At 71.4% G+C, this 23,819-nt stretch carries 18 protein-coding genes; 10 read left to right on the top strand and 8 right to left on the bottom strand.

What is annotated here, in order from left to right; genetic code table 11:
* Window positions 1-50: 50 nt before the first annotated feature.
* Both ACGFNU_RS27100 and ACGFNU_RS27095 read left to right on the top strand, forming a co-directional pair.
* The gene (locus ACGFNU_RS27100) at window positions 51-1,787 is read left to right on the top strand and encodes a glycoside hydrolase family 6 protein (protein ID WP_392597951.1); all 1,737 of its coding nucleotides are present in this window, start codon (window positions 51-53) and stop codon (window positions 1,785-1,787) included.
* A 148-nt stretch (window positions 1,788-1,935) separates the two neighbouring features.
* A complete protein-coding gene (locus ACGFNU_RS27095; protein WP_392597949.1) occupies window positions 1,936-3,105 on the top strand; it encodes a lactonase family protein in 1,170 nt (389 codons plus the stop codon).
* An 83-nt stretch (window positions 3,106-3,188) separates the two neighbouring features.
* On the opposite strand, the gene ACGFNU_RS27090 is transcribed toward ACGFNU_RS27095, so the two are convergent.
* From ACGFNU_RS27090 to ACGFNU_RS27075, 4 genes are all read right to left on the bottom strand, one after another.
* Window positions 3,189-5,492, bottom strand: a complete 2,304-nt coding sequence (locus tag ACGFNU_RS27090; protein WP_392597947.1) for a xyloglucanase — start codon at window positions 5,490-5,492, stop codon at window positions 3,189-3,191.
* Between the two features lie 189 nt (window positions 5,493-5,681).
* Entirely contained in the window at window positions 5,682-7,220 is a 1,539-nt protein-coding gene (locus ACGFNU_RS27085) for a glycoside hydrolase family 43 protein (protein ID WP_392597945.1), read from the bottom strand.
* Window positions 7,220-9,589, bottom strand: a complete 2,370-nt coding sequence (locus ACGFNU_RS27080) for a glycoside hydrolase family 3 N-terminal domain-containing protein (protein ID WP_392597943.1) — start codon at window positions 9,587-9,589, stop codon at window positions 7,220-7,222. The genes ACGFNU_RS27085 and ACGFNU_RS27080 overlap by 1 nt, the downstream gene beginning before the upstream one ends.
* On the bottom strand, window positions 9,561-10,649 hold the full coding sequence (locus ACGFNU_RS27075; RefSeq protein WP_392597941.1) for a LacI family DNA-binding transcriptional regulator: 1,089 nt from the start codon (window positions 10,647-10,649) through the stop codon (window positions 9,561-9,563). The genes ACGFNU_RS27080 and ACGFNU_RS27075 overlap by 29 nt, the downstream gene beginning before the upstream one ends.
* A 255-nt stretch (window positions 10,650-10,904) precedes the next feature.
* Here ACGFNU_RS27075 and ACGFNU_RS27070 point away from each other — a divergent pair, with 255 nt between their 5' ends.
* From ACGFNU_RS27070 to ACGFNU_RS27035, 8 genes are all read left to right on the top strand, one after another.
* The gene (locus tag ACGFNU_RS27070) at window positions 10,905-12,200 is read left to right on the top strand and encodes an extracellular solute-binding protein (RefSeq protein WP_392597939.1); all 1,296 of its coding nucleotides are present in this window, start codon (window positions 10,905-10,907) and stop codon (window positions 12,198-12,200) included.
* A gap of 7 nt (window positions 12,201-12,207) precedes the next feature.
* Window positions 12,208-13,284, top strand: a complete 1,077-nt coding sequence (locus ACGFNU_RS27065) for a carbohydrate ABC transporter permease (protein ID WP_392597937.1) — start codon at window positions 12,208-12,210, stop codon at window positions 13,282-13,284.
* A complete protein-coding gene (locus ACGFNU_RS27060) occupies window positions 13,281-14,165 on the top strand; it encodes a carbohydrate ABC transporter permease (RefSeq protein ID WP_392597936.1) in 885 nt (294 codons plus the stop codon). Before ACGFNU_RS27065 ends, ACGFNU_RS27060 begins: the two co-directional genes overlap by 4 nt.
* Before the next feature lie 21 nt (window positions 14,166-14,186).
* Window positions 14,187-15,620, top strand: a complete 1,434-nt coding sequence (locus ACGFNU_RS27055) for a glycoside hydrolase (protein ID WP_392597934.1) — start codon at window positions 14,187-14,189, stop codon at window positions 15,618-15,620.
* A complete protein-coding gene (locus tag ACGFNU_RS27050) occupies window positions 15,617-16,741 on the top strand; it encodes a Gfo/Idh/MocA family protein (protein ID WP_392597932.1) in 1,125 nt (374 codons plus the stop codon). Before ACGFNU_RS27055 ends, ACGFNU_RS27050 begins: the two co-directional genes overlap by 4 nt.
* Window positions 16,738-17,652 carry a PmoA family protein gene (locus ACGFNU_RS27045; RefSeq protein ID WP_392597930.1) on the top strand — a complete coding sequence of 305 codons (915 nt, stop codon included), beginning with the start codon at window positions 16,738-16,740 and terminating at the stop codon, window positions 17,650-17,652. The genes ACGFNU_RS27050 and ACGFNU_RS27045 overlap by 4 nt, the downstream gene beginning before the upstream one ends.
* Window positions 17,646-18,383: a cupin domain-containing protein gene (locus ACGFNU_RS27040; protein WP_392597929.1), complete on the top strand. Its 738-nt coding sequence runs from the start codon at window positions 17,646-17,648 to the stop codon at window positions 18,381-18,383. The genes ACGFNU_RS27045 and ACGFNU_RS27040 overlap by 7 nt, the downstream gene beginning before the upstream one ends.
* A gap of 104 nt (window positions 18,384-18,487) precedes the next feature.
* Window positions 18,488-19,465, top strand: coding sequence for an aldo/keto reductase (locus ACGFNU_RS27035; RefSeq protein WP_392598805.1), 978 nt, complete (start codon window positions 18,488-18,490; stop codon window positions 19,463-19,465).
* Here ACGFNU_RS27035 and ACGFNU_RS27030 read toward each other — a convergent pair.
* The 4 genes from ACGFNU_RS27030 to ACGFNU_RS27015 are packed head-to-tail and all read right to left on the bottom strand — an operon-like array spanning window position 19,453 to window position 23,796.
* Window positions 19,453-20,451: a glycosyltransferase family 2 protein gene (locus tag ACGFNU_RS27030; RefSeq protein ID WP_392597927.1), complete on the bottom strand. Its 999-nt coding sequence runs from the start codon at window positions 20,449-20,451 to the stop codon at window positions 19,453-19,455. The two genes, ACGFNU_RS27035 and ACGFNU_RS27030, sit on opposite strands and share 13 nt — an antisense overlap.
* The gene (locus tag ACGFNU_RS27025) at window positions 20,448-21,704 is read right to left on the bottom strand and encodes a glycosyltransferase family 4 protein (protein WP_392597926.1); all 1,257 of its coding nucleotides are present in this window, start codon (window positions 21,702-21,704) and stop codon (window positions 20,448-20,450) included. The genes ACGFNU_RS27030 and ACGFNU_RS27025 overlap by 4 nt, the downstream gene beginning before the upstream one ends.
* Window positions 21,705-21,742: 38 nt before the next feature.
* Window positions 21,743-23,044, bottom strand: coding sequence for a lipopolysaccharide biosynthesis protein (locus ACGFNU_RS27020; protein WP_392597924.1), 1,302 nt, complete (start codon window positions 23,042-23,044; stop codon window positions 21,743-21,745).
* Entirely contained in the window at window positions 23,032-23,796 is a 765-nt protein-coding gene (locus ACGFNU_RS27015) for an NTP transferase domain-containing protein (RefSeq protein ID WP_392597923.1), read from the bottom strand. Before ACGFNU_RS27015 ends, ACGFNU_RS27020 begins: the two co-directional genes overlap by 13 nt.
* Window positions 23,797-23,819: the final 23 nt, after the last annotated feature.

Genomic DNA, 23,819 nt, shown 5'->3' with positions numbered 1-23,819 from the left:
CCGGCTCGCCTTTCAGTCGCCCCACCACCCCCGAAAGGTTGCCGAACCGCATGACACGAGTACCGAAAAGCTCGCCACCGAAGAGTTCCCGCAGGCCGTGGCTGCGCGCGGCCGCGGCCGGCGCGGCGTCGCTGCTGTTCGCCGGCGGCGCCGTCGCCCTCACCTCGACCCAGGCGGGCGCGGCCGCCGGATGCAAGGTCGACTACACCGCCAACCAGTGGAACACCGGCTTCACCGCGGAGGTGAAGCTCACCAATCTCGGCGACGCGCTCAGCGGCTGGACGCTGGAATGGGACTTCGCCGGGAATCAGCAGGTGACGAGCGGCTGGAACGCCACGTTCAGCCAGTCGGGCAAGCATGTCACCGTGAAGAACGCCGACTGGAACGGCACGCTCGCGACCGGGGCGTCGATCAGCCCCGGATTCCAGGCCACCTACTCGGGCACCAACGACAAGCCCGCGCAGTTCAAGCTGAACGGCGTGGTGTGCACCGGCTCCACGGGCCCGACCGACCCGCCGACAGATCCGCCCACTGACCCGCCTGGCAACCGCGTGGACAATCCGTACGCGGGCGCCAAGGTCTACGTGAACCCCGAATGGGCCGCCAAGGCCACGGCCGAACCGGGCGGAAGCCGCATCGCGAACCAGCCCACCGGTGTCTGGCTCGACCGCATCGCGGCGATCCAGGGCGTGAACGGCGGCATGGGCCTGCGCGCCCATCTCGACCGGGCCCTGACGCAGGGCGCCGGCGTGATCCAGCTCGTCGTCTACAACCTGCCCGGCCGTGACTGCGCCGCGCTGGCGTCCAACGGCGAGCTGAAGGCCGACGAACTCGACAAGTACAAGACCCAGTTCATCGACCCGATCTCCACGATCCTCAAGGACGCCAAGTACGCGAACCTGCGCGTCGTCACGGTCGTCGAGATCGACTCGCTGCCCAACCTGGTCACCAACGTGTCGCCGCGGCCGACGTTCACCCCCAACTGCGACACGATGAAGGCGAACGGCAACTACCAGAAGGGCATCGCGTACGCCCTGAACAAGCTCGGGGCCATCCCGAACGTCTACAACTACATCGACGTCGGCCACCACGGCTGGCTCGGCTGGGACGACAACCTCGGTCCGTCCGCCGAGCTGCTCGCCCAGGTCGCGCGGGATTCCGGCGCGATGACGAACGTGCACGGCTTCATCACCAACACCGCCAACTACGGCGCCACGAAGGAGCCCTACTTCACCATCAACGACTCGGTCGGCGGCACGTCCGTCCGCCAGTCCAAGTGGGTCGACTGGAACCGCTACGTCGACGAGACCTCCTACGCCCTCGGCATGCGCCAGCGGCTCGTCCAGGCGGGTTTCGGCGACGGCATCGGCATGCTGATCGACACCAGCCGCAACGGCTGGGGCGGCGCCGCCCGGCCTACCGGACCCGGCCCGCAGACCTCGGTCGACGACTACGTGAACGGCGGCCGGACCGACCGCCGCATCCACCTCGGCAACTGGTGCAACCAGTCCGGTGCGGGCCTCGGTGAACGGCCCAAGGCCGCTCCGGAGGCGGGCATCGACGCCTATGTATGGATCAAGCCGCCCGGCGAGTCCGACGGCTCCAGCAAGGAGATCCCGAACGACGAGGGCAAGGGCTTCGACCGGATGTGCGACCCGACGTACCCCGGCAACCCGCGCAACAACAACAACATGAGCGGCGCCCTGCCCGACGCGCCGCTGTCCGGCCACTGGTTCTCCGCCCAGTTCCAGGAGCTGATGAGGAACGCCCGCCCGGCACTCGGCTGACGCTCCCCGCCAAGCAGGCCGCCCAAGGACAAGGCCCCGTCTTTGGGCGGCCTCCGGCATGCATGGAACGGCATGCACGGAACCGGATGGATGGAACGGGATGGAACGCCCATCGGGGTGTAGGCCCTTCGACATTCAGGAGGCATCCGTGTTCATCCGGTTGTCCACGCGAGTGGGCGGTGCCGTCATGGCCGCCGCGCTGCTCGCCGTTCCATCTCCCGCTCTGGCCCGATCCGCAGGACCGGTCCTGCCGCCGTCCGGCGGCGTGGTCTACGTGACGAACGCGGTCTCCGGTGACGTGTCGTCCCTGGCGATCGGACGGGGAGGCGCTCTCACGCTTCTCGGCAAGCCCGTGTCCACCGGCGGCGAGTTCCCCCGGGGCATCGCCCTTCCGCCGAACGGGGCCGTCGCGTACGTCGTCAACAGCGACTCGGACACGCTCTCGGTGTTCCGTGTGGGGGCGCGCGGCGCGCTCCAGCCGGACCCGAAGCTCGTCAAGACCGGCGACGAGCCGTGGGGGGCGACCGTCTCCCCGGACGGGCGCTTCCTGTACGTGACCAACTCCGAGGAGGCGACGATCTCGGCGTACCGGATCGGCCCGGACGGGACGCCCGGCAGGCTCGGCGACTTCCGTACCACCTCGGATCACCCCAAGCAGACGGTGCTGTCGCCTGACGGGAAGTTCCTCTACCTTTCGTACGCCGACATCGAGGAGACCCCTGACAGTAGGCCGCGGGTCATCACCAGGTTCGCCGTCGGAGCGGACGGCTCGCTCGGGCCCGGGCTGGACGTGGCGAAGGCAGGACCGGCCGACTACGCGATGGCGATCAGCCCGAACGGCGGCTTCGTGTACGTGGCCTCGGCCGCCGCGCAGAACGTGTGGGGGTTCCGGCGCGAACTGGACGGCTCGCTGACCCCCGTGCCCGGCTCGCCGTTCGCCGCGCCGGATCTCCCGGTCGGTCTCAAGGTCACGCCTGACGGGCAGCACCTGTACGTCGGCAGCAACGACTTCGACACCGACTCGCCTCCCGGCGGCATGCTCGGCTTCACGATCCTCCCGGACGGCTCGCTCAGGCCGACCGCCGACTCGCCCGCTCCCACTCCCGACCACGCCGAGGTCGCGGCGATCGCGATCTCACCGGACGGCCGGAACGTCTTCGGCTCCATCCGGGACACCAGCCAGGTGGTCGCGTTCGGGATCGGAGCCGGCGGCCTGCTGAAGGAGGCCACGGGGTCGCCGTTCAGCACGGGCGGGGAGCGTCCGCTGAGCCAGTCCATCGCCGTGCTTCCGGGCCCGGTCATCACCGCACAGCGGTAGGGAGAACACCTTCCGGTAGCAGCAATGCCGCTGCTACCGGAAGGTCGCTGTCTATTGGAAGGCTCGTCTATTGGAAGGCTCGTCTATTGGCTCGTGTCGCCGTAGATGATGCCCCGGCCGTTCGTGCCCAGGTAGACGCGGCCGTAGACGCGGGGGTCGCCGGTCAGCGCCTCGCCCATGTTCCCGTACTGGTGCTGGTCGTCGTTGACGCGCGTCCAGGTGGTACCGGTGTCGTTGGAACGGAAGAGCCCGGTGACGCCGTTGATCGTGGCCACGGCGTAGAGGGCTTGGTAGGTCCGGCCTGGGGCGGCTTTGCCGAAGCCCACGTTGACTGCCTTGGAGATGTTCGGGAGCTTGGTGAACGTGGCGCCGGAGTCGGTGGAGCGGAAGAGGCCCGTCTCCCCGGCCAGCCAGATGTCGCCCTCCTTGCCTGGCACCGCTTTGAAGTGCACGCCGGTGGCAGGCAGGTTCGTGGCTGTCGCAGTGAAGCTCTGGCCGCCGTTGGTGCTCACGTAGAACCTGCCGTTGGAGAACGCGTAGAACTTGCTCGGATTGACGCGGTCCGACTCGATGATCGCGTTCGCCGGAACGCCGGACGACGCGGTCCAGGTCGTCCCGAATCCGGTCGCATGGACCACCTGCTGTCCGGAGTCGCCTGGAGCCCACACGAACCGGGAGCCGTCCGCGGAGGCCGCCACGGTACCGCCCTGGTTGACGCCGCCCGGCTCGCCTCCCTGGAACCAGTTGGCGCCGCCGTTGGTCGAGAACGCGAGGTGGCTGTCGCCGGGCCTGTCGGAGTCGGTGAAGCTGCCCGCCCGCACCATGACGTTCGGGTTGGTCTCGGCGTAGTCGAGGCTGGTGGTGCTGGTGAAGACGGGCTGCGTGAAGATGCCGGCGGGCACGCTGGTGAGGCTGGCATGGCGGAAACCGCCCAGGTCGCCCAGAGCGCTGACCAGGGGTGCTCCGGCCGGCGGGCTGATCAGATCCAGGACGGCGGTTTCCTCCAGGCCCTTGACCATCGGCTTGATGGTGAACTTGCCCCCCGCGTCCCACTGGGTGAGGTTCTCGGTGCCGTAGATCGTCGCGCCCGTCCCGTACATCAGGCGGTCGGAGTCGAAGGGGTCGATCTCGACCGACTCGTTCATCCAGCCGAGCTTGGGCGTGACCTCGGGCGGCTGGGGGTTGGTGCCGAACGTCAGCCACGGCACGGACGAGATGTCGTGGGTGTAGCGGAAGCTGCGGTTGGGGTAGCCGTTCCAGTCCCAGACGCGGGTCCAGGTCGTGCCGCCGTCGGTGCTCCGGAAGAGGATCATGTCGGGCCACCAGGACACCTGGGTCGCGACCATGAGGGTGCCTGGGCGCCGCCGGTCGAGGGTGAGCCCGCTGTAACCGAAGTAGTCGTCGGAACTGCTGGACGGGATCGGGCTGATCTGCGTCCACGCCCCGGTCTGGGTGTTGTACTTCCAGACGTCGCCCTTGCCGCCGGAGTAGGGGCCGCCGGTGTCGCTCGTCGCGATGTACAGCGCGTGCCCGGCCGCGTCCAGCACGCCCTTGTGGGCGATGTAGCCGGTCGGCTGGCCGGCGAGACGGGTCCAGGTCGCGCCCGCGTCGGTGCTCCGGTAGACGGTGTTGGCCTTGTCGGCGACCCCGGCGTAGATCGTCTTGGTCGGGCTGCCGGACGTGCCGGTGCTCTCGTCGAACGTCACCCACACGATGCCCTGGCGATGGTTGCCGTAGCCGGATGTGTCGCCCGGGTTCTCGGCGTAGTCGCCGGGGTTGGTGAACGAGGAGACCTTGGCCCACGTCGCGCCGCGGTCGGTGCTCTTCCAGAGCCCGTTGCCCTCGGAGGCGCCGAGATACAAGATCCGGTTGTCGTTGGGGTCCACCGCGAGCCGCTCGCCCATGCCGCGGCCCGGCATGTTGCCGCCGAGCTTGAACGGGAGCTCGGTGGCCTGCCAGGTCCTGCCGCGGTCGGACGAACGCAGGATCGCGCCCTTGTTGGGGTCCCAGCCGTTGGTGTACATCCCGGCCGCCACGTACACCCGGTTGGCGTCCACAGGGTCGGCGGCCATGCTGACCACGCCGTTGTAGCCCCACTTGTCCCAGCCGACCCAGTCCAGGAGGGGGATCCAGCTCTTGGCGGCCTGGTCCCAGCGGTACGCGCCGCCGATGTCGGTGCGCGCGTAGATGAGGTTCTTCTCCTTGCGCGAGAACACGATCCCGGGGACGAAGCCGCCGCCGTCGATCCGGGCGTTCTTCCAGGAGTACGACTCGGCGGCCGCGGCTTGTACCGGGGTGGACGTTGCGGCGACCGGCACCAGGGCCGCCGCGGTGATGGCCAGCGTGGCCAGCCCGGCCGTCACGCCACTGGAGAGCGCTCTTCGCATGGCGGGTTCCTCCTGAGGACTACTGGGTGGCCGAGTACTACGACTGGCCGGAGGATGGTCGAATCGCTTCGATGAGGCAAGGGCGGGGTCTGTTCCGACGGCGATTTTCACAAGCCGCCAAGGGGCCGCGGTGAACGCGACCTGCGCAAACGGCATGTACGGGGGAGCAGACGCTTGAAAGCGGCGCCGTCAGCCGTCCAGTGGCCTGTACTCGAACCACGCGAAGTCGGCGACGCCCTCGCCCGGACGGCCCCGCGAGCTGGCGTACATCCCGAGGTAGGCGCCGGTGAACCCGCCGGCGACCTCCGAACTGAGCAGCCGTCCGTCGACCGGATCGCCCAGCGAGTGCCAGCGGTCGGGTTCGGTGGCGTAGCGCATCTGGTACGCCTGGCCGTGCGCCTCGACGCCCAGGTAGAGGCGGCCTGGCGGGACGGGTTGCTTGGCGAGCACCGTCTCGATTCCTCGCTCACGCCGTATGACCTGCAATCCGTCCGATCCGAGCACGTGCAGGATGTGGAAGTCCTCGTTCTGGACCAAGGCGAGCCCAGCGTGCTCGTGCTCGTCGCCGGGAGTGAAGTCCAGGGCGGTGAACGCGGCGAACTCACGGTGTTGTTGCCGCCGTCCCACGAACGAAGGGCAGCCGGTGTCGGCGAGGCTCTCCGGGCGCACCCGCAGGCGCAGGTACCCCGGGCGTTCGGTCAACGTCCACCAGCGCTCACGCGGGGTCCGCAGCACGTTCCAGCACGGCGCGAGGTCCGGTGCGTCGAAGTGGTCGCACGAGGGTTCGGCAGGCCACCGGTGCTCCGGCAGGGCGGGAATGGTGTGGGACGGTTCGACGGGCCCGGCCACCGGCCAGCCGTCCTCCCACCGGACGGGCGTCAGGAACGTCTCGCGGCCCAGGTTGGCGAAGTGGCCGCCGTACGGGCGGACGGCCAGGAGCACCATCCACCATTCCCCGCCGGGCGTCTCCACCAGGTCGGCGTGGCCGGTCGCCATGATGGGGTGGTCGAGCCCGAGGTGCCGGTGGGTGAGCACGGGGTTGCGGGGGTCGCCCTCGTACGGCCCGGTGATCCGGTCCGCGCGGGCGGCGACGACGGCGTGGTCCTCGGCGGTGCCGCCCTCGGCGGTGATCAGGAGGTAGCGGCCGCCGGCCTTGTAGAGATGGGGCGCCTCGGACCAGATCGCGCCCCGCATCGCCCCGTCCCAGATCACGTGCTCGTCGCCGGTCAGCCGCATGCCCACCGGGTCGAACTCGCGCAGCCAGATCTCGGTGTGCCCCTCGTACCGGCCGGTGGTCCGGGTCGCGGTGAGCCAGGCGCGGCCGTCGTCGTCGAAGAACAGCGAGGGGTCGAATCCCTCGCCTTCCAGTTGGTACGGCTCCGACCACGGCCCGGCGGGATCGGTGGCCGTCGCCACGAAGTGCCCGGACCAGCGCGTCCCGTCCACGAGGGTGCAGACGACGAAGAACGTGCCGTCGTGGTGGCGGATCGTGGGCGCGTACAGCCCGCCGGACGCCCGCACACCGTCGAGCGGGAGCTGTTCCGGCCGGTCCAGGACATGGCCCGCGGGCCGCCAGTGCACCAGGTCCCGGCTGTGGAAGATCGGCAGGCCGGGGAACCACTCGAACGACGAGGTCACCAGGTAGAAGTCGTCGCCGACCCGGCAGATCGACGGGTCCGGATGGCAACCGGGCAGGACGGGATTCTGGAACGACGGCTCGCCGGGCATCAGAGCGGCGCCACGTGGACGGGGACGGTGAGGACCCGGTCGGCGCCCGGCTCTCGTACCGGGCCCTCCAGGGTGAACGCGCCGCGCAGCACCAGGTCCGCCTCCGCGCTGGAGCCGCCCACCGCCACCTCGATGACGCCGGGCTCGACGATGCGGCGCATCGCGAGGCCCGTGAACGACGTGCGGTCGGCGTGGACCCGGAACTCGACCCGCGCGGACCGGCCGGGCTCCAGCCGGACCCGGGCCCAGCCCGCCAGCCACCGGGCCGGGCGCACCACCGAGGCGACCGGGTCGGACAGGTAGAGCTGGACCACCTCGGTGCCCGCGCGGTCTCCGGTGTTGGTGACGGTCGCGGCGACGTGCACGGCGCCGTCGGTCGGTGCGGCGGGGTCGACGCGCAGGTCGCCATAGGAGAAGCCGGTCCAGGTCAGGCCGTGGCCGAACGGGTAGAGCGGCGTCGGGTCGACGGTGCTCCAGTCGTGGGGGCCCTCCATCCGGGAGCGCAGGTGGCCGCCGGCGGGGTCGTCCGCGTGGCGCGCGACGTTCATCGGGAGCCGGCCGGACGGCTCGGCCCGGCCGGACAGGATCCCGGCGATCGCGGGCCCGCCCTCCTCACCCGGGAAGAACGCCTGGACCACCGCGCCGGCCCGTTCCGCGAGCCCGCCCAGCGCGTAGGGACGGCCGGACATCACCACGATCACGGTGGGGGTGCCCGTGGCGAGCACCGCCTCGGCCAGCTCCCGCTGGCGGCCGGGGAACGCGAGGGACGAGACGTCGCAGCCCTCGCCGGAGGTGCCCCGCCCGAACAGCCCCGCGCGGTCGCCGAGCGCGAGCACGCACACCCCGCCCTCCCGCGCGGCCCGCACGGCCGCGGCGATCTCGGCGTCCCGCTCCACCAGCAGGCTCGACGGCTCCACGTGGACGTCGTCGCCGGGCAGTTCGGCGCGGAGCGCCTCGGCCAGGGACGGGACGCGCACGCCGGGCGGCGCGTCGGGATGCTGGGTGTGCACGTGGTTGGGGAACGAGTAGCACCCCGTCATGGCGAGCGGGTCGTCGGCGAGCGGCCCCACGAGGGCGATCCGCCCGGCCGCCGGCGGAGAGGCGCCGTCGTCCCGTCCGGCCCGCAGGGGGAGGACGCCGTCGTTGGCGAGCAGCACGACCGACTGCTCGGCGAGGCGGCGGGCCAGCCGCCGGTGCTCGGGCGGGTCGAGCAGGGCGTGCGGCTCCGCGGCCGCGGTGATCCGCGCCGCCTCGTCGAGCTCGGCACGCCAGCCGTCGTCGAGCAGGCCGAGCGCGGCCTTCATCGTGAGCACGCGGGTGGCCGCCCAGTCGAGCAGCTCCTCCGGGACGGTGCCGGCGCGGACGGCGGTGGTGAGGGGTTCGCCGTAGCACCGGGTGGTGGGGAGTTCGACGTCGAGACCGGCGCGCAGCGCGGCGGCCGCGGCCTCGCCGCGGGAGCCGGCGATGCCGTGCCGGCTTTCGAGGAACGAGACCCCGAAGTAGTCGGCGACCACCGTGCCGGTGAAGCCGAGCGCGTCGCGGAGCAGGCCGGTGAGCAGCCGCTCGTCGGCGTGGGCGGGCACGCCGTCCACGTCGGTGTAGGAGGGCATGACCGACCGCGCGCCGCCCTCGCGCAGCGCCAGCACGAACGGCTCCATGACGACGTCGGCCAGCTCCCGGGGCCCGATCGCGGCGGGGGCCATGTTGCGGGCGCCGCGCGAGGACGAGTAGCCGGCGAAGTGCTTGAGCGTCGACACGATGCCGGCGCGCTCCAGCCCGCGGACGTAGGCGGTGCCGATCGTCCCGACCAGGTAGGGGTCCTCGCCGACGCACTCCTCCGTGCGGCCCCAGCGCGGGTCGCGGGCCACGTCCAGCACGGGGGCCAGGCCCTGGTGCACGCCGAGCCGGCGCATGCTCGCCCCGATCGCGGCGGCCATCTCCTCGACGAGCTCGACGTCGAAGGAGGCGCCCCACGCCGGCGGGCCGGGGAAGACGGTCGCCTGCCAGGTCATGAAGCCCGTCAGGCACTCCTCGTGCACGATCGCGGGAATGCCGAACCGGCTCGCGCCCGCGACCTGCTCCTGGAGGTCGCGCAGCCGGGCGACGCCCTCGGCGGGGGTGACCGGCGCGGTGCCGAACACCCGGGTGAGCTGGCCGAGCCCGTGCTTGGCCAGCTCGTCCAGCTCGGGCGCGTCCTCGCCGCTGTCGTCCTCCATCGGCGCGACCGGGGCGCCGGCCTGCGCGGCCGTCGCCCAGAACGAGGAGAGCTGTCCCGCCTTCTCCTCGACGGTCATCCGGGCGATCAGGTCGGCGACGCGGTCGGCCACGGGAAGGCGGGGGTCACGCCACGGCTCGGCGGCGTCCGTCATGGGGTCCTCCGGGGGATGCGGGCGGGCTGGTGGGAGGCTGGACGGTGCGGGGCGGCGCGGTGGAGTGCCGGACGCGCAGGTCGGTGGCGAGCTCGATCCGGGGGCTCAGCAGCGGCTGCCCGTCCAGCAGCTGGAGCAGCGTGCGCGCGGCGACGCGGCCCATCTCCTCCAGCGGCTGGCGCACCGTGGTGAGGGGCGGGGAGAGCCATTCGCACATCGGCAGGTCGTCGAAGCCGACGACGCTGAGGTCCTCGGGGACGCGCAGCCCGGCCTGCCGGGCCGCCTCGTAGGCGCCCATGGCCTGCTGGTCGCTGCCCGCGAAGAGCGCGGTCGGCGGCTCGGGGAGCGCCAGCAGCTCGCGAGTCCGGGCGAAGCCGCCCTCGTGCCGGAAGTCGCCGTAGCGGATCAGCTCCCGGTCGACCTCGATCCCGGCCCGTTCGAGCGCGCTGCGGTATCCGTCCACCCGCGCCTGGGTGCACAGCATGCCGGCGGGTCCGCCGATCATCCCGATCCGGCGATGGCCCAGCGCGAGCAGATGGTCGGTGGCGGCCGTCCCGCCCGCCCAGTTGGTGGCGCCGATGCTGGCGATGTCGCCGTCGGGAAGGTTGACGGGGTCGATCAGGACGAGCGCCACCCCGGCGCGCTCCAGTTGCGCGCGCTGCTCGGCCGTCATCGTGGACGTCACGAGGATCACGCCGTCGCTGTGGTGCAGGACCGGCAGGTTCTGCCAGCTCGGCGGGCGGGCGTCGTCCTCGTTGACCTGCGAGACGACCACGCCGGTGCCGTGCAGAGCGCATTCGGCCTCGACCCCGCGCAGGATCTCGACCGCCCAGGGGCTGTCGAGCCCGGCCAGCACCAGGTCGACCAGGCCGGAGCGCCGGGCCCGGCGGGCACCGCCCGGCGCGAGGTAGTTGTGCGAGCGCAGCAGCCCTTCGACCCGCTCGCGGGTCCCCGGGGCCACGTCGGTCCGCCCGTTGAGCACCTTGGACACGGTGGCGGGCGACACGCCCGCCGCCGCCGCGATCACCGCGAGCGTGGGGCGCGACGGCCGGTCGTTCATGGTCCTCCCTCGGCTGTGGAACACGGGACGAGCAGGTGAGCAGTGACAAGCATGACGCCAGCGAACGTTATCGCAACCTTTCGAAGCCGCATACCTGCCCTTAAAGGGACAAAATTGAGGTCTTGACCGTCCCGGAGCACCTTCTTAGAGTTCCGGCCACAGGGACGTTTCCGACAAGTTTCGAAACTTTTTCGACGATTGTCCAAGTCTTCGATCGACCTGTCACCGGCATTCGCCCACCCGTCAGGAGGGCCCATGGGCACCGAACCTCTCTCCCGCCGCTCGTTCCTCGCCGCCGCCGGACTGGCGGGCATCGCCGTGCCCGTGCTCGGTGCCTGCGGCGGGGACTCCGACGACTCGGGCGGCTCGGGCAAGAAGGTCACCATCGAGTGGTGGAACATCGCCACCACCGAGCCGGGCCGGACGTTGTGGAACACGGCCGCCCGGCAGTACGAGGCCGCGCACCCCAACGTGCAGATCAAGATCACCTCGTTGGAGAACGACGCGTACAAGTCCAAGATGACCGCGCAGACCGCCTCCGGGAAGCTGCCGGACATCTTCCACACCTGGGGCGGCGGCGTGCTCCAGCAGCAGGTCGAGGCGGGCCTGGTGAAGGACATCACCAGCGATGTCGCGCCCTGGATCGGCAACCTGTCGCCGATCGCGGTGCAGCCGTACCAGCTCGACGGGAAGACCTACGCCGTCCCCTACGACATCGGCATGGTCGGGTTCTGGTACAACAAGGCGCTGTTCGCCAAGGCCGGCATCAAGGCCCCGCCCGCCACCTGGGCCGAGCTCATCGACGACGTCAAGAAGCTCAAGGCGGCAGGGATCACCCCGATCGCGCTGGCGGGCAAGGAGAAGTGGCCCGGCCACTACTACTGGTCCTACCTGGCCATCCGCATCGGCGGGGTGGCCGCGCTCAAGCAGGCCGCCCAGACCAAGGACTTCAGCGGCGCGCCCTTCGTGCAGGCCGGCCAGCGCCTCAAGGAACTGGTCGACCTGGCCCCGTTCCAGAACGGCTTCCAGGGCGCCGCCTACCCGACGACCAGCGGGCAGGCCGCCCAGATGGCCAACGGCAAGACGGCCATGGAGCTGATGGGCCAGTGGGCCCCGAACGTGCAGAAGGAGATGGGCAAGGGCCTCGGAGACGGCCTCGGCTTCTTCCCGTTCCCCACGGTCGCGGGAGGCGTCGGCGCCGCGTCCGAGGCCTTCGGCGGCGGCGGCGGGAACGCGCTCAGCAAGGGCGCCCCGGCCGAGGCACTCGACTTCCTCAAGTTCTTCGCCTCGGTCGACCAGGACCGCAAGCGCGTGGCGTCCAAGGCGTTCCTGCCCATCGCCAAGGGCGCCGAGACCGCGATCACCGACCCGAACCTGAAGACCGTGTCGCAGACGCTGAACAGCGCGTCCGGATTCCAGCTCTTCCTCGACCAGGCGTTCCCGCCCGCCGTCGGCCAGGAGGTGAACGACCAGGTCGCCGCGCTCGTCGCGGGCAAGGCCAGCCCCGAGCAGGTCGCCCAAGCGATCACCAAGACCGCCAAGAGCCAGTAGCCGCCCGATGGCACGCTCAGCCTCAACGAACCCGGCCTCGGCGAACTCGGCGTCCACGCGCTCCACGAACCCCGCCCCGGTCCGCGAGAACTCCGCCCTCACGAAGCGGTCCGCCGGGGACGCGGCGGTGGCGGCGGGTCCCGGGCGCGGCGGCCCGCGCCGCCGTACGGCCCGCCGCCGTCGCCTCGTCGACTCGGTGACGATCGGGGCGTTCCTGTCACCGGCCCTGCTGCTGTTCGCCCTGCTGGTCCTGGTGCCGATCCTCTACGCCCTCTACACCAGCCTGTTCAAATGGGGCGGCTTCGGTGCCCCGGAGAACTTCGTCGGCCTGGACAACTTCACGACGCTCCTGAAGGACGACGTCTTCCTCGGCGACCTGTGGCGCGGCTTCGTCCTGATCGCGCTGTCGGTCGGGGTCCAGCTTCCGTTCGCGCTGTCGATGGCCCTGCTGCTCAACCAGCGGCTGCGCGGCCGGGCGTTCTACCGGCTGCTGTTCTTCGCGCCGTACGTGCTGTCCGAGGTCATCACCGGCGTGCTGTTCACGATGATCTTCTCGCCGGACTCCGGGCTCGCCGACCACGCGCTGGACCAGGTCGGGCTGGGCGACCTCGGGATCACCTGGTTCGCCTCGTCGTCGACCGTCCTGGTCACCCTGTTCCTGGTCATGACGTGGAAGTACTTCGGCTTCCACATGATCCTCTACCTGGCCGGGCTGCAGAGCGTTCCCCGGGACGTGCTGGAGGCCGCGGCGATCGACGGTGCGGGGGCCTGGCAGCGGTTCCGGTACGTCACGCTGCCGCTGCTCGGGCCGACGATCCGGATCAGCGTCTTCCTGTCCATCATCGGCGCGATCCAGCTCTTCGACCTGGTCTGGGTGATCACCGCGGGCGGCCCCGTGCACGCCTCGGAGACGATGGCGATCACGATGTTCCAGTTCGGCTTCAAGCGCTACCAGGTCGGCTACGCCAGCGCGATCAGCGTCGCGATGTTCCTGATCAGCTTTGTCTTCGCCCTCCTGTACCAGCGCTACGTCCTGCGGCGCGACCTCGAGGGCGCCGTGACCAGCATGCGAGGCCGCCGATGACACTCTCCCCGCCCCGCCGCCCGCCCAGCCGTCCGGCCCGCCGTCCCGGCCGTCGCGCCGCCGCGAGGCTGCGCGGCCTGTCGACGCACGCGCTCATCTGGATCGTCGGCGCGCTCATCGTCGTGCCGCTCCTGTACGGCCTGCTGTCCGGCTTCAAGAGCACCAGCGAGCTGTCGACCAACCCGTTCGGCCTGCCGGAGGACTGGGCCCCCGGCAACTACACCGGCCTGCTGGCCTCCGGCTCGTTCTGGCGGCAGATCTTCAACAGCACGTTCATCGCGGTGGCGACCGCGCTGGTGACCGTCGCGGTGTCGGCGCTGGCGGCGTACGTCTTCGCGCGCTTCGCCTTCCGCGGCCGGGAACTGGTGTTCACGTTCTTCACGATCGGGCTGATGTTCCCGTTCGCCGTGGCGATCCTGCCGCTGTTCCTCATGCTGCGGGCCCTCGGCCTGCTGGACAACCCGCTGGGGGTGATCCTGCCGCAGGCGGCGTTCGGCCTGCCGATGACGATCATCATCCTGCGCGGCTTCTTCCGGACGATCCCCGCCGAGCTGGAGGAGGCGGCCATCATCGACGGCTGCGGCGCGTTCGGCTTCTTCTGGCGGATCCTGCTGCCGATGGCCCGGCCCGCGCTGGCCACGGTGTCGGTGCTGGCGATCGTGACGAGCTGGAACAACTTCTTCCTGCCGCTGCTGGTCTTCACCGAACCCGACTGGTGGACCATCCCGGTCGGCGTCCAGCAGTTCAAGGGGCAGTACGCGGAGGACACCGCCCGCATCCTGGCCTACGTCGTGCTCGCGATGGCGCCCGCGCTGGCCTTCTACGCCGTCGCCGAACGCCAGCTCATCGGCGGCCTCACCGCCGGCGCGACGAAGGGCTGACCGATGGAACGGAGGAAGGGCATGCCGAGGCGCTGGACGACGACATTTCTGGCCGCCATCGCGCTCGGCGCGGGAGCGCTGCCCGCCCAGGCCGCCGCGACCGAAGCCGCCACCGGACGTGTCGACTTCTCGGCGCGAGCTCAGACGATCGACGGGTTCGGGTTCTCGCAGGCCTTCCAGCGTGCCGCGGTGATGCACGGCGCCCGTGGCCTGCCGCCCGCCAAGCAGCGCGAGATCCTCGATCTGCTGCTCAGCCGCCGGAAGGGCGCGGGCCTGTCGATCCTGAGGCTGGGCATCGGCTCGTCGGCGGACGACGTCTACGACCACATGCGCTCGATCCAGCCGGTCGACCCGGGCGGCCCGGACGCCCCGCCGAAGTACGTCTGGGACGGTGACGACGGCGGCCAGGTCTGGCTCGCGAAGGAGGCCAAGGCGTACGGCGTCAAGCGGTTCTACGCCGACGCCTGGAGCGCCCCCGGCTACATGAAGGACAACGGCACCGACAGCAACGGCGGCACGCTGTGCGGCCTGGCCGGGACGAGCTGCGCGAGCGGCGACTGGCGGCGGGCCTATGCGAACTACCTCGTGCGGTACGCGAAGTTCTACCGCGAGGAGGGCATCGCGATCACGGACCTCGGGTTCACGAACGAGCCCGACCTGACGGTCTCGTACGCCTCGATGCGGTTCACCCCGGCTCAGGCCGCCGAGTTCACGAAAGTTCTCGGCCCCGTCGTCCGCCGCTCCGGCCTGCCGATGCGGCTCGCCTGCTGCGACGTCGCCGGATGGACGGAGCAGCGCCCCTACACCGAGGCGATCGAGGCGGATCCGCGGGCGCGGCGCTGGATCGGCACCTACACCGGCCACCCGTACGTCAGCCCGGTGACCGGGCCGCAGCCCGTGGCCGGCCAGCGGCGCCGGCACGTGTGGATGTCGGAGTGGTCGCCCAACGGGACCACCTGGAACGAGAACTGGGACGACGGCAGCGGCTACGACGGGTTCACCGTGGCCGAGGACGTCCACCGCACGCTGACCACCGGGAACGCCAACGCCTACGTCTACTGGTTCGGGGCGTCGCTCGGCACCACCCGCGGACTGATCCAGCTCGACGGCGAGAACTACCGGGTCTCCAAGCGGCTGTGGGCACTGGCCGCCTACGGCCGGTTCATCCGTCCCGGCGCGAGCCGGGTCGCCGCCTCCGTCGCCGATCCGGCGCTGAAGATCTCCGCCTTCCGCAACCGCGACGGCTCCCGGGTCGTGGAGATCCTCAACACCGGCACCACGGCCACCCGGGCCGATCTGTCCATCGGCCGGGGAGGCCGGGCGGTCGCCTATCTCACCGACGCGGCGCACTCGCTGGAGCGCACCGGCGCGGTCGCGACCGGGCCCGGCGGGAGGCTGACGGCGAGCCTGGCGCCAAGGTCGCTCACCACGATCGTGCTGGACGGGCACCGGTGACGAGCCGGACGGAGACCAGGGGAGCGGCCCGGGTGGCGCTGGTGGGGACCGGCGGCATCGCCGGGATCTGCCACCTGCCCGCGCTGCGCGCCGAACGGGATCGGGCCGAACTCGTCGCGGTCATGGACGTGGACACCGGCAGGGCCAAGGCGTTCGCGGCCGAGCACGGCGTTCCCGCCGTCCACGACGATCTCGGCCGCATGCTCGCGGAGTCGGCGCCCGATCTCGTGCACGTGTGCTCCCCGCCCGGCGTCCACGCCGAGCAGGCGGCGGCCTGCCTGGCGGCGGGAGCGTGGGTGTGGTGCGAGAAGCCGCCCTGCCGGTCGCTCGCCGAGTACGACTCGATCACCGCGGCCGAGGGTGCGGACGGCGGTCCGTACGCCGCGTTCGTCTTCCAGCACCGGTTCGGATCCGGCGCCGTGCGGCTGCGCGAACTGATCGACGCCGGGGAGCTGGGCCGGCCGCTCGTGGCGCAGTGCGTGACCGCCTGGTACCGCGACCACGAGTACTTCGAGGTTCCGTGGCGGGGCCGGTGGGGCTCCGAAGGCGGCGGTCCCACGATGGGGCACGGCATCCATCAGATGGACCTGCTGGTGGCGACGCTGGGCGAATGGTCCGAGGTGCGGGCCATGGCGGGCCGCCTGGACCGCCGGGTCGAGACCGAGGACGTGTCCCTGGCCATGGTGCGGTTCGCCTCCGGCGTCATGGCGAGCGTGGTCAACAGCGTGGTGTCGCCGCGCGAGGAGAGCTACCTGCGCTTCGACTTCACCGACGCGTCCGTGGAGCTCAGGCACCTGTACGGCTACGGCGACGACGACTGGACCTACACCCCGGCCCCGCACGTCGGCGCCGAGCGGGCCGGGGCCTGGCCGGTGACGGGGCTGGAGACGCCCAGCTCGCATACCGCCCAGCTGGCCGCGCTGCTCGACGCGTACGAGCGCGGCGAGCGGCCCCCCACCAGCGGTGCCGACGGAAGACGAACGCTGGAGCTCGTCGCGGCCCTCTACAAGTCGGCGTTCACCGGACGGCCGGTCGCCCGCGGCGAGATCGGGCCGGGCGATCCCTTCTACCACCGGATGCACGGCGACGTTCCCGGCTGGGCCCCGGAGGGTCCGCGATGACGTTGCGGCTCGACTTCTCCGGAGACACGGTCGCGGTGTCGGTGGCGGAGCCGCGCGTAGGGGAAGTGGAGATCCTTCGATACGTGCACCGGCCCGTGATGGACCCGTTCGAGGGGCCCAAGCCTTACCTGCATCCCGTCCGTACCCTCGCCGGAGACGTGGTGACGGGCTACCGCCCGCATGATCACCGCTGGCACAAGGGCATCCAGATGACCGCCTCACACGTGTCCGGGCAGAACTTCTGGGGTGGCGGCAGCTATGTGCGCGATCGAGGCTACGTGGACCTGCCGAACGTGGGCACCATGCGCCACGAGAACTTCGTCGAGGCCGCCGTGGAGGACGACGGGGAGCGGGTGCGGCTCGTCGAACGGCTGAGCTGGCACACCCAGGGCGACGAGCACTGGGTCGACGAGGTGCGTTCCCTCGCGGTCGGCGAGGTCGAGGACGGGGCGTACGCGCTGCGTTTCGCCACCGCCCTGCACAACGTGCGCGGCGAACCGCTGGTGTTCGGCAGCCCCGCCACCAACGGCCGTGAGCTGGCCGGCTACACGGGACTGTTCTGGCGCGGCCCGCGCGCGTTCACCGATGGCCAGGTCATCGCCGCCGACGGGCAGGGCGGCCCGGAGATGATGGGGCGGCCGGCCCGCTGGCTCGCCTACGTCGGCCGTCACGACGAAGTAGATCGGAGTTCCACGCTGCTGTTCGTCGACGGCCCGGAGGGGAAGGCGGAACCCGCCCGCTGGTTCGTGCGGACCACGCCGTTCGCCGCCGTGAACCCCTCGTTCGCCTTCCACCGCGAGCTCACCCTCGCGCCAGAGGAGATCCTTGAGCTGACGTACCGGATCGTGGTCGCCGACGGCGCCTGGGACCGGGACCGGCTGGAGACCTACGTGGAGGCGCGTCCATGGTGAACACGGTGAACACCTTTCCCGGCGGCGTCGGGGTGTCCGGACTCTCGGTGTACGACTGGCCCACCGCCGACGGGCTCTGCGGCGGCTCCCCGCACGTCCATCTGGCCTGCGCGGAGGCCTACGTCGTGGTCGGCGGGACGGGACGGGTGCAGACCCTCACGCGGAGCGGATCCGTGGAGATCCCGCTGGAGGCCGGGACCGTCGCCTGGTTCACGCCGGGCACGATCCACCGCCTGGTCAACGACGACGGAGCCCTGCGCATCGTCGTCATCATGCAGAACGGCGGCCTGCCCGAGGCGGGCGACGCGGTCTTCACGTTCCCCGCCGCCACCCTTGCCGACGCGGAAGCGTACGACCGGGCCGCCGCACTCGCCGACGGCACCCACGTCCACGCGGCTGGTGAGGACGCGGCGCGCCGCCGCCGTGACCTGGCGATCGAGGGTTTCCTGGAGCTGAGGCGCGCGACCGAGGCGGGCGATACGTCGGCGCTGGAGGAGTTCTACCGGGCGGCCGTCCGGCTGAAGGCCGATCGGTTCGCCGAGTGGGAGGAACGCTGGCGCTCGGGCGCGCTCACCGCCGCCGAGGCCACCGGCGCCCAGCTCACCGCGCTGCGACACGGAGACGGAAGCCATCTCGAACGCGCGGCGGTGCACCTCGCCCCAGACCCCGCCGGAGACAGGCTCGGGATGTGCGGGCGCCTCGACGTGTACGACCTCGCGGGGGATCGCTGACCCGTCACTCTGGGGACGACCCCCAGACCCCCGGCAACCGCAGCGTCGATGGCCGGGTCTTGAGCCTGCTCGAGGGCGAGATCATCGACGAGTACGCTGCTGCCATGGAGCAGCGGATTCTGGGCAGGACCGGGCGCGAGGTCGGCGTGGTGGGCCTCGGCGCCTGGCAGCTCGGCGCCGACTGGGGCCAGGTGAGCGAACGCGACGCGGTCGCGACCCTGACCGCGGCGGTCGAGGCCGGGGTGACGCTCATCGACACGGCCGACGTCTACGGGGACGGCCGCAGCGAGGAGATCGTCGGCCGGTTCGCCGCACGGTATCCAGGTCTGACGGTGGCCACCAAGATGGGCCGCCGCATGGAGCAGCTCCCCGAGAACTACGTCATGGCCAATTTCCGCGCCTGGAACGAGCGGTCCCGCGCCAAGCTGGGGATGGACACCCTCGATCTCGTCCAGCTCCACTGCCCGCCGACGCCCGTCTACTCCAGCGACGCCGTCTACGACGCCCTCGACACCCTGGTCGCCGAGCAGAAGATCGCCGCGTACGGGGTGAGCGTGGAGACGTGCGAGCAGGCGCTGACCGCGATCGCCCGGCCGGGCGTCGCCACCGTCCAGATCATCCTCAACATGTTCCGGCTCAAGCCGCTGGAGCGGGTGCTTCCGGCCGCCCGCGAGGCCGGTGTCGGCATCATCGCGCGGGTGCCGCTGGCCAGCGGCCTGCTGTCGGGACGCTACGACGAGAACACCACCTTCGCCGCCGACGACCACCGCGCGTACAACCGGAAGGGGGAGGCCTTCGACGTCGGCGAGACCTTCTCGGGCGTCGAGTTCGCCACCGGCCTGGAGGCGGTGCGGCGGCTCGTCCCGCTGGCTCCGGAGGGGGCGACGACGGCCCAGTTCGCGCTGCGCTGGATCCTGGACCAGCCCGGTGTGAGCGTGGTGATCCCAGGGGCGCGCAACCCCGCCCAGGCGGCGGCCAACGCCGCCGCTGCCGGTCTGTCGCCGCTGCCGGACGCCACGCTGGAGAAGGTCCATGCCGTCTACGACGAGCTGATCCGCCCGCAGGTCCATCACCACTGGTGACTGAACCGCACCCGGAGGCAGCCGACGGCCAGACCGGTCACCAGCACCACGTGGACGGCGAGGTGAACGGCCATGAAGTAGCCGGTGAAGGCGGCTCCGCGGTGCCGGTGCACGAGCTTGAGCAGCGGCGGATCGGCGAGGACGAACACGACCAGCAGGGCGGCGGCCACCAGGAGCGCGGGCGGGTAGAACAAGCCGGCCGGTAGGAGGGCCATCGCCAGCGCGCAGGCGAGGATCCCGGCGGGACGGTTCGCGTGCACCCGTCCGCGATCCGCCCCGCCCGGCCCGGCTGACCCGTGGGCCCCGCTCCGCGCGGCGACCAGGAGCGGGATGAGGGGAAGGGACCGCCGCCACTGCTCGGCGAGGATCGGCAGCAGCCGGTGCCCGTCGTCGTGGCGGCCCCGGATCGTGTCGGTGAGCACGATGCGGGTCCGCCGCACCAGGCGGTGGCCGTACTCGATGTCCTCGCAGTCGCGCAGGCTCTCGTCGAACCCGCCGGTCTCGGCGAACGTCGCGCGGCCGATCGCCGCGAGCGCGAACACGACGCCGGTGACCTCGCCCGTCTGGCGGGTGCCCCAGTTGACGGCGTGCAGGATCCGGTACCACTCGACGGGACCGTCGTCGATCAGCGGCTCGGGTTCGTAGATGCCCCACGCGCAGTTGCAGGCGGGGTCGGCTTCCAGGATCGCCAGCGCGTTCTCGATCGCGTCCGGCCGCAGCGCCACGTCGGAGTCGAGAAAGAAGATGACATCCCCGGAGGTGCCGGCCACGCCCATGTTGCGGGCGGCCGACACGCCCCGGTTCTCGGGAAGCCGGATCACGCGGGCGCCGAGCTCGGCCGCGATCGCCGCCGAGTCGTCGCCGCTGGCGTCGTCCACCACGACGATCTCGTCGGGACGGCGCGTCTGGGCCAGCACCGATTCCAGGCAGAGCCGCAACGTCCGGGCCGCGTTGTGGCACGGGACGATCAGGGAGACGGTCGTCACAGCTCTTCCTTCCTCGACGTGCGCGCCGCGTCCCGGTAGACCGCGAGCGTCTCCTCGGCCGCGCGCGCCCAGCTCAGCCGCTCGCGGACGAGGCGCTCGCCCTGTTCGGCGAGCGCCCGGCGCCGTGCCGGGTCGGTCAGAACACCGATCACGGCGGCGGCGATGTCCTGGGGATCGTCCGCGCGCACGAACTCCGCTGAGGGCGACGCCGGGTCGCCCAGGAAGATCTGGGAGAAGCCGTCCCCGAGGATCGTCGCCCTGGCCATCGCCATGGACTCCGTCGCCACCAGGCCGAACGGTTCGTAGAGGGAGGGGAAGACGCAGGCGTCGGCCATCTCGTAGTACTCCAGCAGCTCCGAAGCCTCGACGAACTCGCCGGAGGCCAGAACGTCGCCGTCCAGACCCGCGCCGGCCACGATCCGGCGGACACCCTCGATGTCTCCCTCGCCAACCGCGACCAACCGCAGGCCGGGGACGGCCGGGGCGATCTCCCGCATCGCCTCCAGCAGCTGGTAGATCCCCTTCTGCCGTTCGAGGCGGCCGACGAACAGCAGCACCGGGGCCGCCGCCGGGATCCCGAGCAGGGCGCGCCGGTCGGCGGCGCGGGCGCGGAGCTTGTCCCGGTCGAAGCCGGGGTCGGCGAGCACCGCTTCGAACGTGCCGCCCAGGCACACCACGTCGATCGCCGTCCCCGTCCACCCGGCCGCGACCAGCTGCTCGCGCACGTCGGGCGTGGGGACCACGACGCGCCGCGCGATCCTGCCGAGGTGCCGCTCGACGGCCGCGAACACGTTGAGCGGGTCGATGATGGTGCGCTGCGGCGCGACCCCGTACTCCGTGGTGTGGACGTGGTAGACGATCGGCAGCCGCAGCACGTAATGGCAGAGCAGCGCGGACAGGAAGTTCGTCGAGTCGTGGACCGCGACCAGATCGGGCCGTTCGTCCCGGCTCGTCCGGCGCAGCCGCAGGAAATACCGCCAGTTGCTCATGACGACATGGGCCGTCAGCAGCAGGAACTCGTGCCGCCGGGTGCGGTTGAGCCGGCGGCCTCGCCCGGCCGAGGCGAGGAGGGTGCGGGGCCGGTGCACGGTGACGGCGCCGTCGCGCTCGTGCTCCGGCAGGCTCCCGTCGTTCAGGGTGAACACGGCCAGCCGGTGGCGCCGGGCCAGGTACGGCGTGATCCTCTCGACGTAGCGGCCGAGACCGGCGGTGACGGCGGGCGGGTACTGGGTGACGATGTAGGCGATCTTCATTGCGCTGGCCTCACTGTGCTGGTCTCACTGCACTGGTCTCACTGCACTGGCTCCGTCGTCAGGGCCGGCCGCGGGTACGCCCGGCCGGCGGCGATGATCACTATGGCCACGAGGACGAGATTGGTCAGGGCGAAGCCGACGAGCCCCCCGATGAGCCCCCACCACGCGATGCAGGCCGGCTGGCAGGCCAGCGCGACGGGCGTTCCCGCGGCCAGGCAGCCGATGAGGACCCTGGCTCCGCGCACGCCGCTCATCGACAGGGCGGCCGCGTAGACATGGAAGATCGCGTGCAGCCCGATCCCGGCCGCGGACAGCGCCAGCAGCACCGGCGAGTACGGGTAGTGGCCGCGCAGCAGGAAGAAGAAGACCAGGCCCGCCGCGAACGACACCAGCGCCGTGGCCGCGCCTGCGGGCGGCGCGATCCGTGCGAGACGGCGGAACAACTCGGGCTTGTCCATCGTGGCCAGGGTGGGCATGAGGATCAGCCCGATCCCGTCGAAGAACACCACGCCGAGCAGCCGCCGCGGGAAGCCGCTGTAGATGGAGTACACGCCGACGTCGGCCCGGCTCGCCCAGTGGTTGAGGAAGATCACGTCCACTCCGAACAGCACGCCGGTGAACGCGGCGATGACCGTCACGTACGCGCCGTGCCGGTACAGCGAACGCGCCAGCGCCGCCGACCACGCGCGCGGTCTGATCTCCAGGCCCGTCACCGCCACGGCGGCGAAGACGAGATTGGTGACGATCAGCCCGGCGAGATAGCGGCCGGCGTCCTGGACGTCCAGCACGAGGAGGCAGAACACCGAGCCCGCGAGATACACCACGGCGACGATCAGCTTCAGCGCCGCCACGTACGCGTACCGCTTCAGCCCGCGCAGGAAGCTCTCCGCCAGCTGGTTCAGGGTCATGGACAGCGCCAGCGCGACGGCGAGAATGACCGTGGGGGAGTCGACGCCGAGCGGCACGGCCAGCAACGGCGCGAACGGCACGGTCAGCAGCAGGAACCCGATGCCCAGCACGAGCGTGGACAGCGACGCCGTCGTCATCAGTGCCGGGCGCGCCGCGGGCTCGGACCGGGGCAGCTCCTGGAACATCACGTAGTGCAGGCTCATCAGCATGCCGACGGTCACGATCAGGGCGATCGACACCACCACGGTGTAGTGGCCGAACTCCGCGGCCCCCGTCAACCCGGCGATCACGAGGGTGGTGGCCGCCGCGGTGCCGCTGGCCAGGGTGCTGACCAGCGTGGGGCCGGCCGCCCACCCGTGCCCGCCGAGCGCGCGCGCCGCCCGTTCGCGCAGGTCTCCGGCAGGGCGGCCGGGCGCCGTCAGTCCGCGCACCGCTGGAACACCCGTTGTGCGAACTCCAGGTCGTCCCTGGTGTTGATGCCGCGTGCCTCGTCGGGATCGGCGACCGGGACCACCCGGGTCTCCCAGCCGTGGGCCCGCACGAGGTACGGCAGGAACGGCAGGAAATTGATCTCCCCGGTGACGGCGCCCGGGGTCGCCTCGTCCAGGTAACGTTCCCAAGCCCGCCGCAGGCCGCCGCTGCTCGTGCTGAGGCAGAAGACGCCGACGTCACTGAGGCCGCCGGGCCTGCATCGGTCTCCCTCGCGGGACATCCGCACCCGCCGTAACGCGCCGGCCTCCAGGTCGTACTGGACGTACGGATCCGGCATGGGGACGAGGGGGACGGCGAGGACCGCCCCCACAGAGACCTGGGACTGGACGCGCACGACCTCGCCCACGGTGGCCGACGACAGGTTCGCCTGGTCACCCCAGACCACCAAAATCCCGTCGTACGACTCCCAGATCTCGGCGGCGCCGAAGATGGCGTCCCCCATGCCGGTCGGCTTTTCCTGCACGCTCACCGACACGGTTCCGCGCTCGATCTCGCCCGTTTCCATGCCGGTGTCCACGAGACGGCGGAAGGGGGGTTCTCCTGTCGGCGACACGATGACGTGGACGTGATCGACCCAGGGGCGCAGCCGCCGGTACAGGAGATGCCACACCGTGACACCATCGGCGATCTCCAGCATGACCTTCGGGACGGTGCCCCCGAGCCGGGTGCCGTGCCCGGCCGCCGGGATCACCGCGCAAAGGCTCTTCCCCGTCG

Source organism: Spirillospora sp. NPDC048911 (genome assembly GCF_043198015.1).
Taxonomy (GTDB): domain Bacteria; phylum Actinomycetota; class Actinomycetes; order Streptosporangiales; family Streptosporangiaceae; genus Spirillospora.
This window is presented reverse-complemented; position numbering and strand designations above follow the sequence as displayed.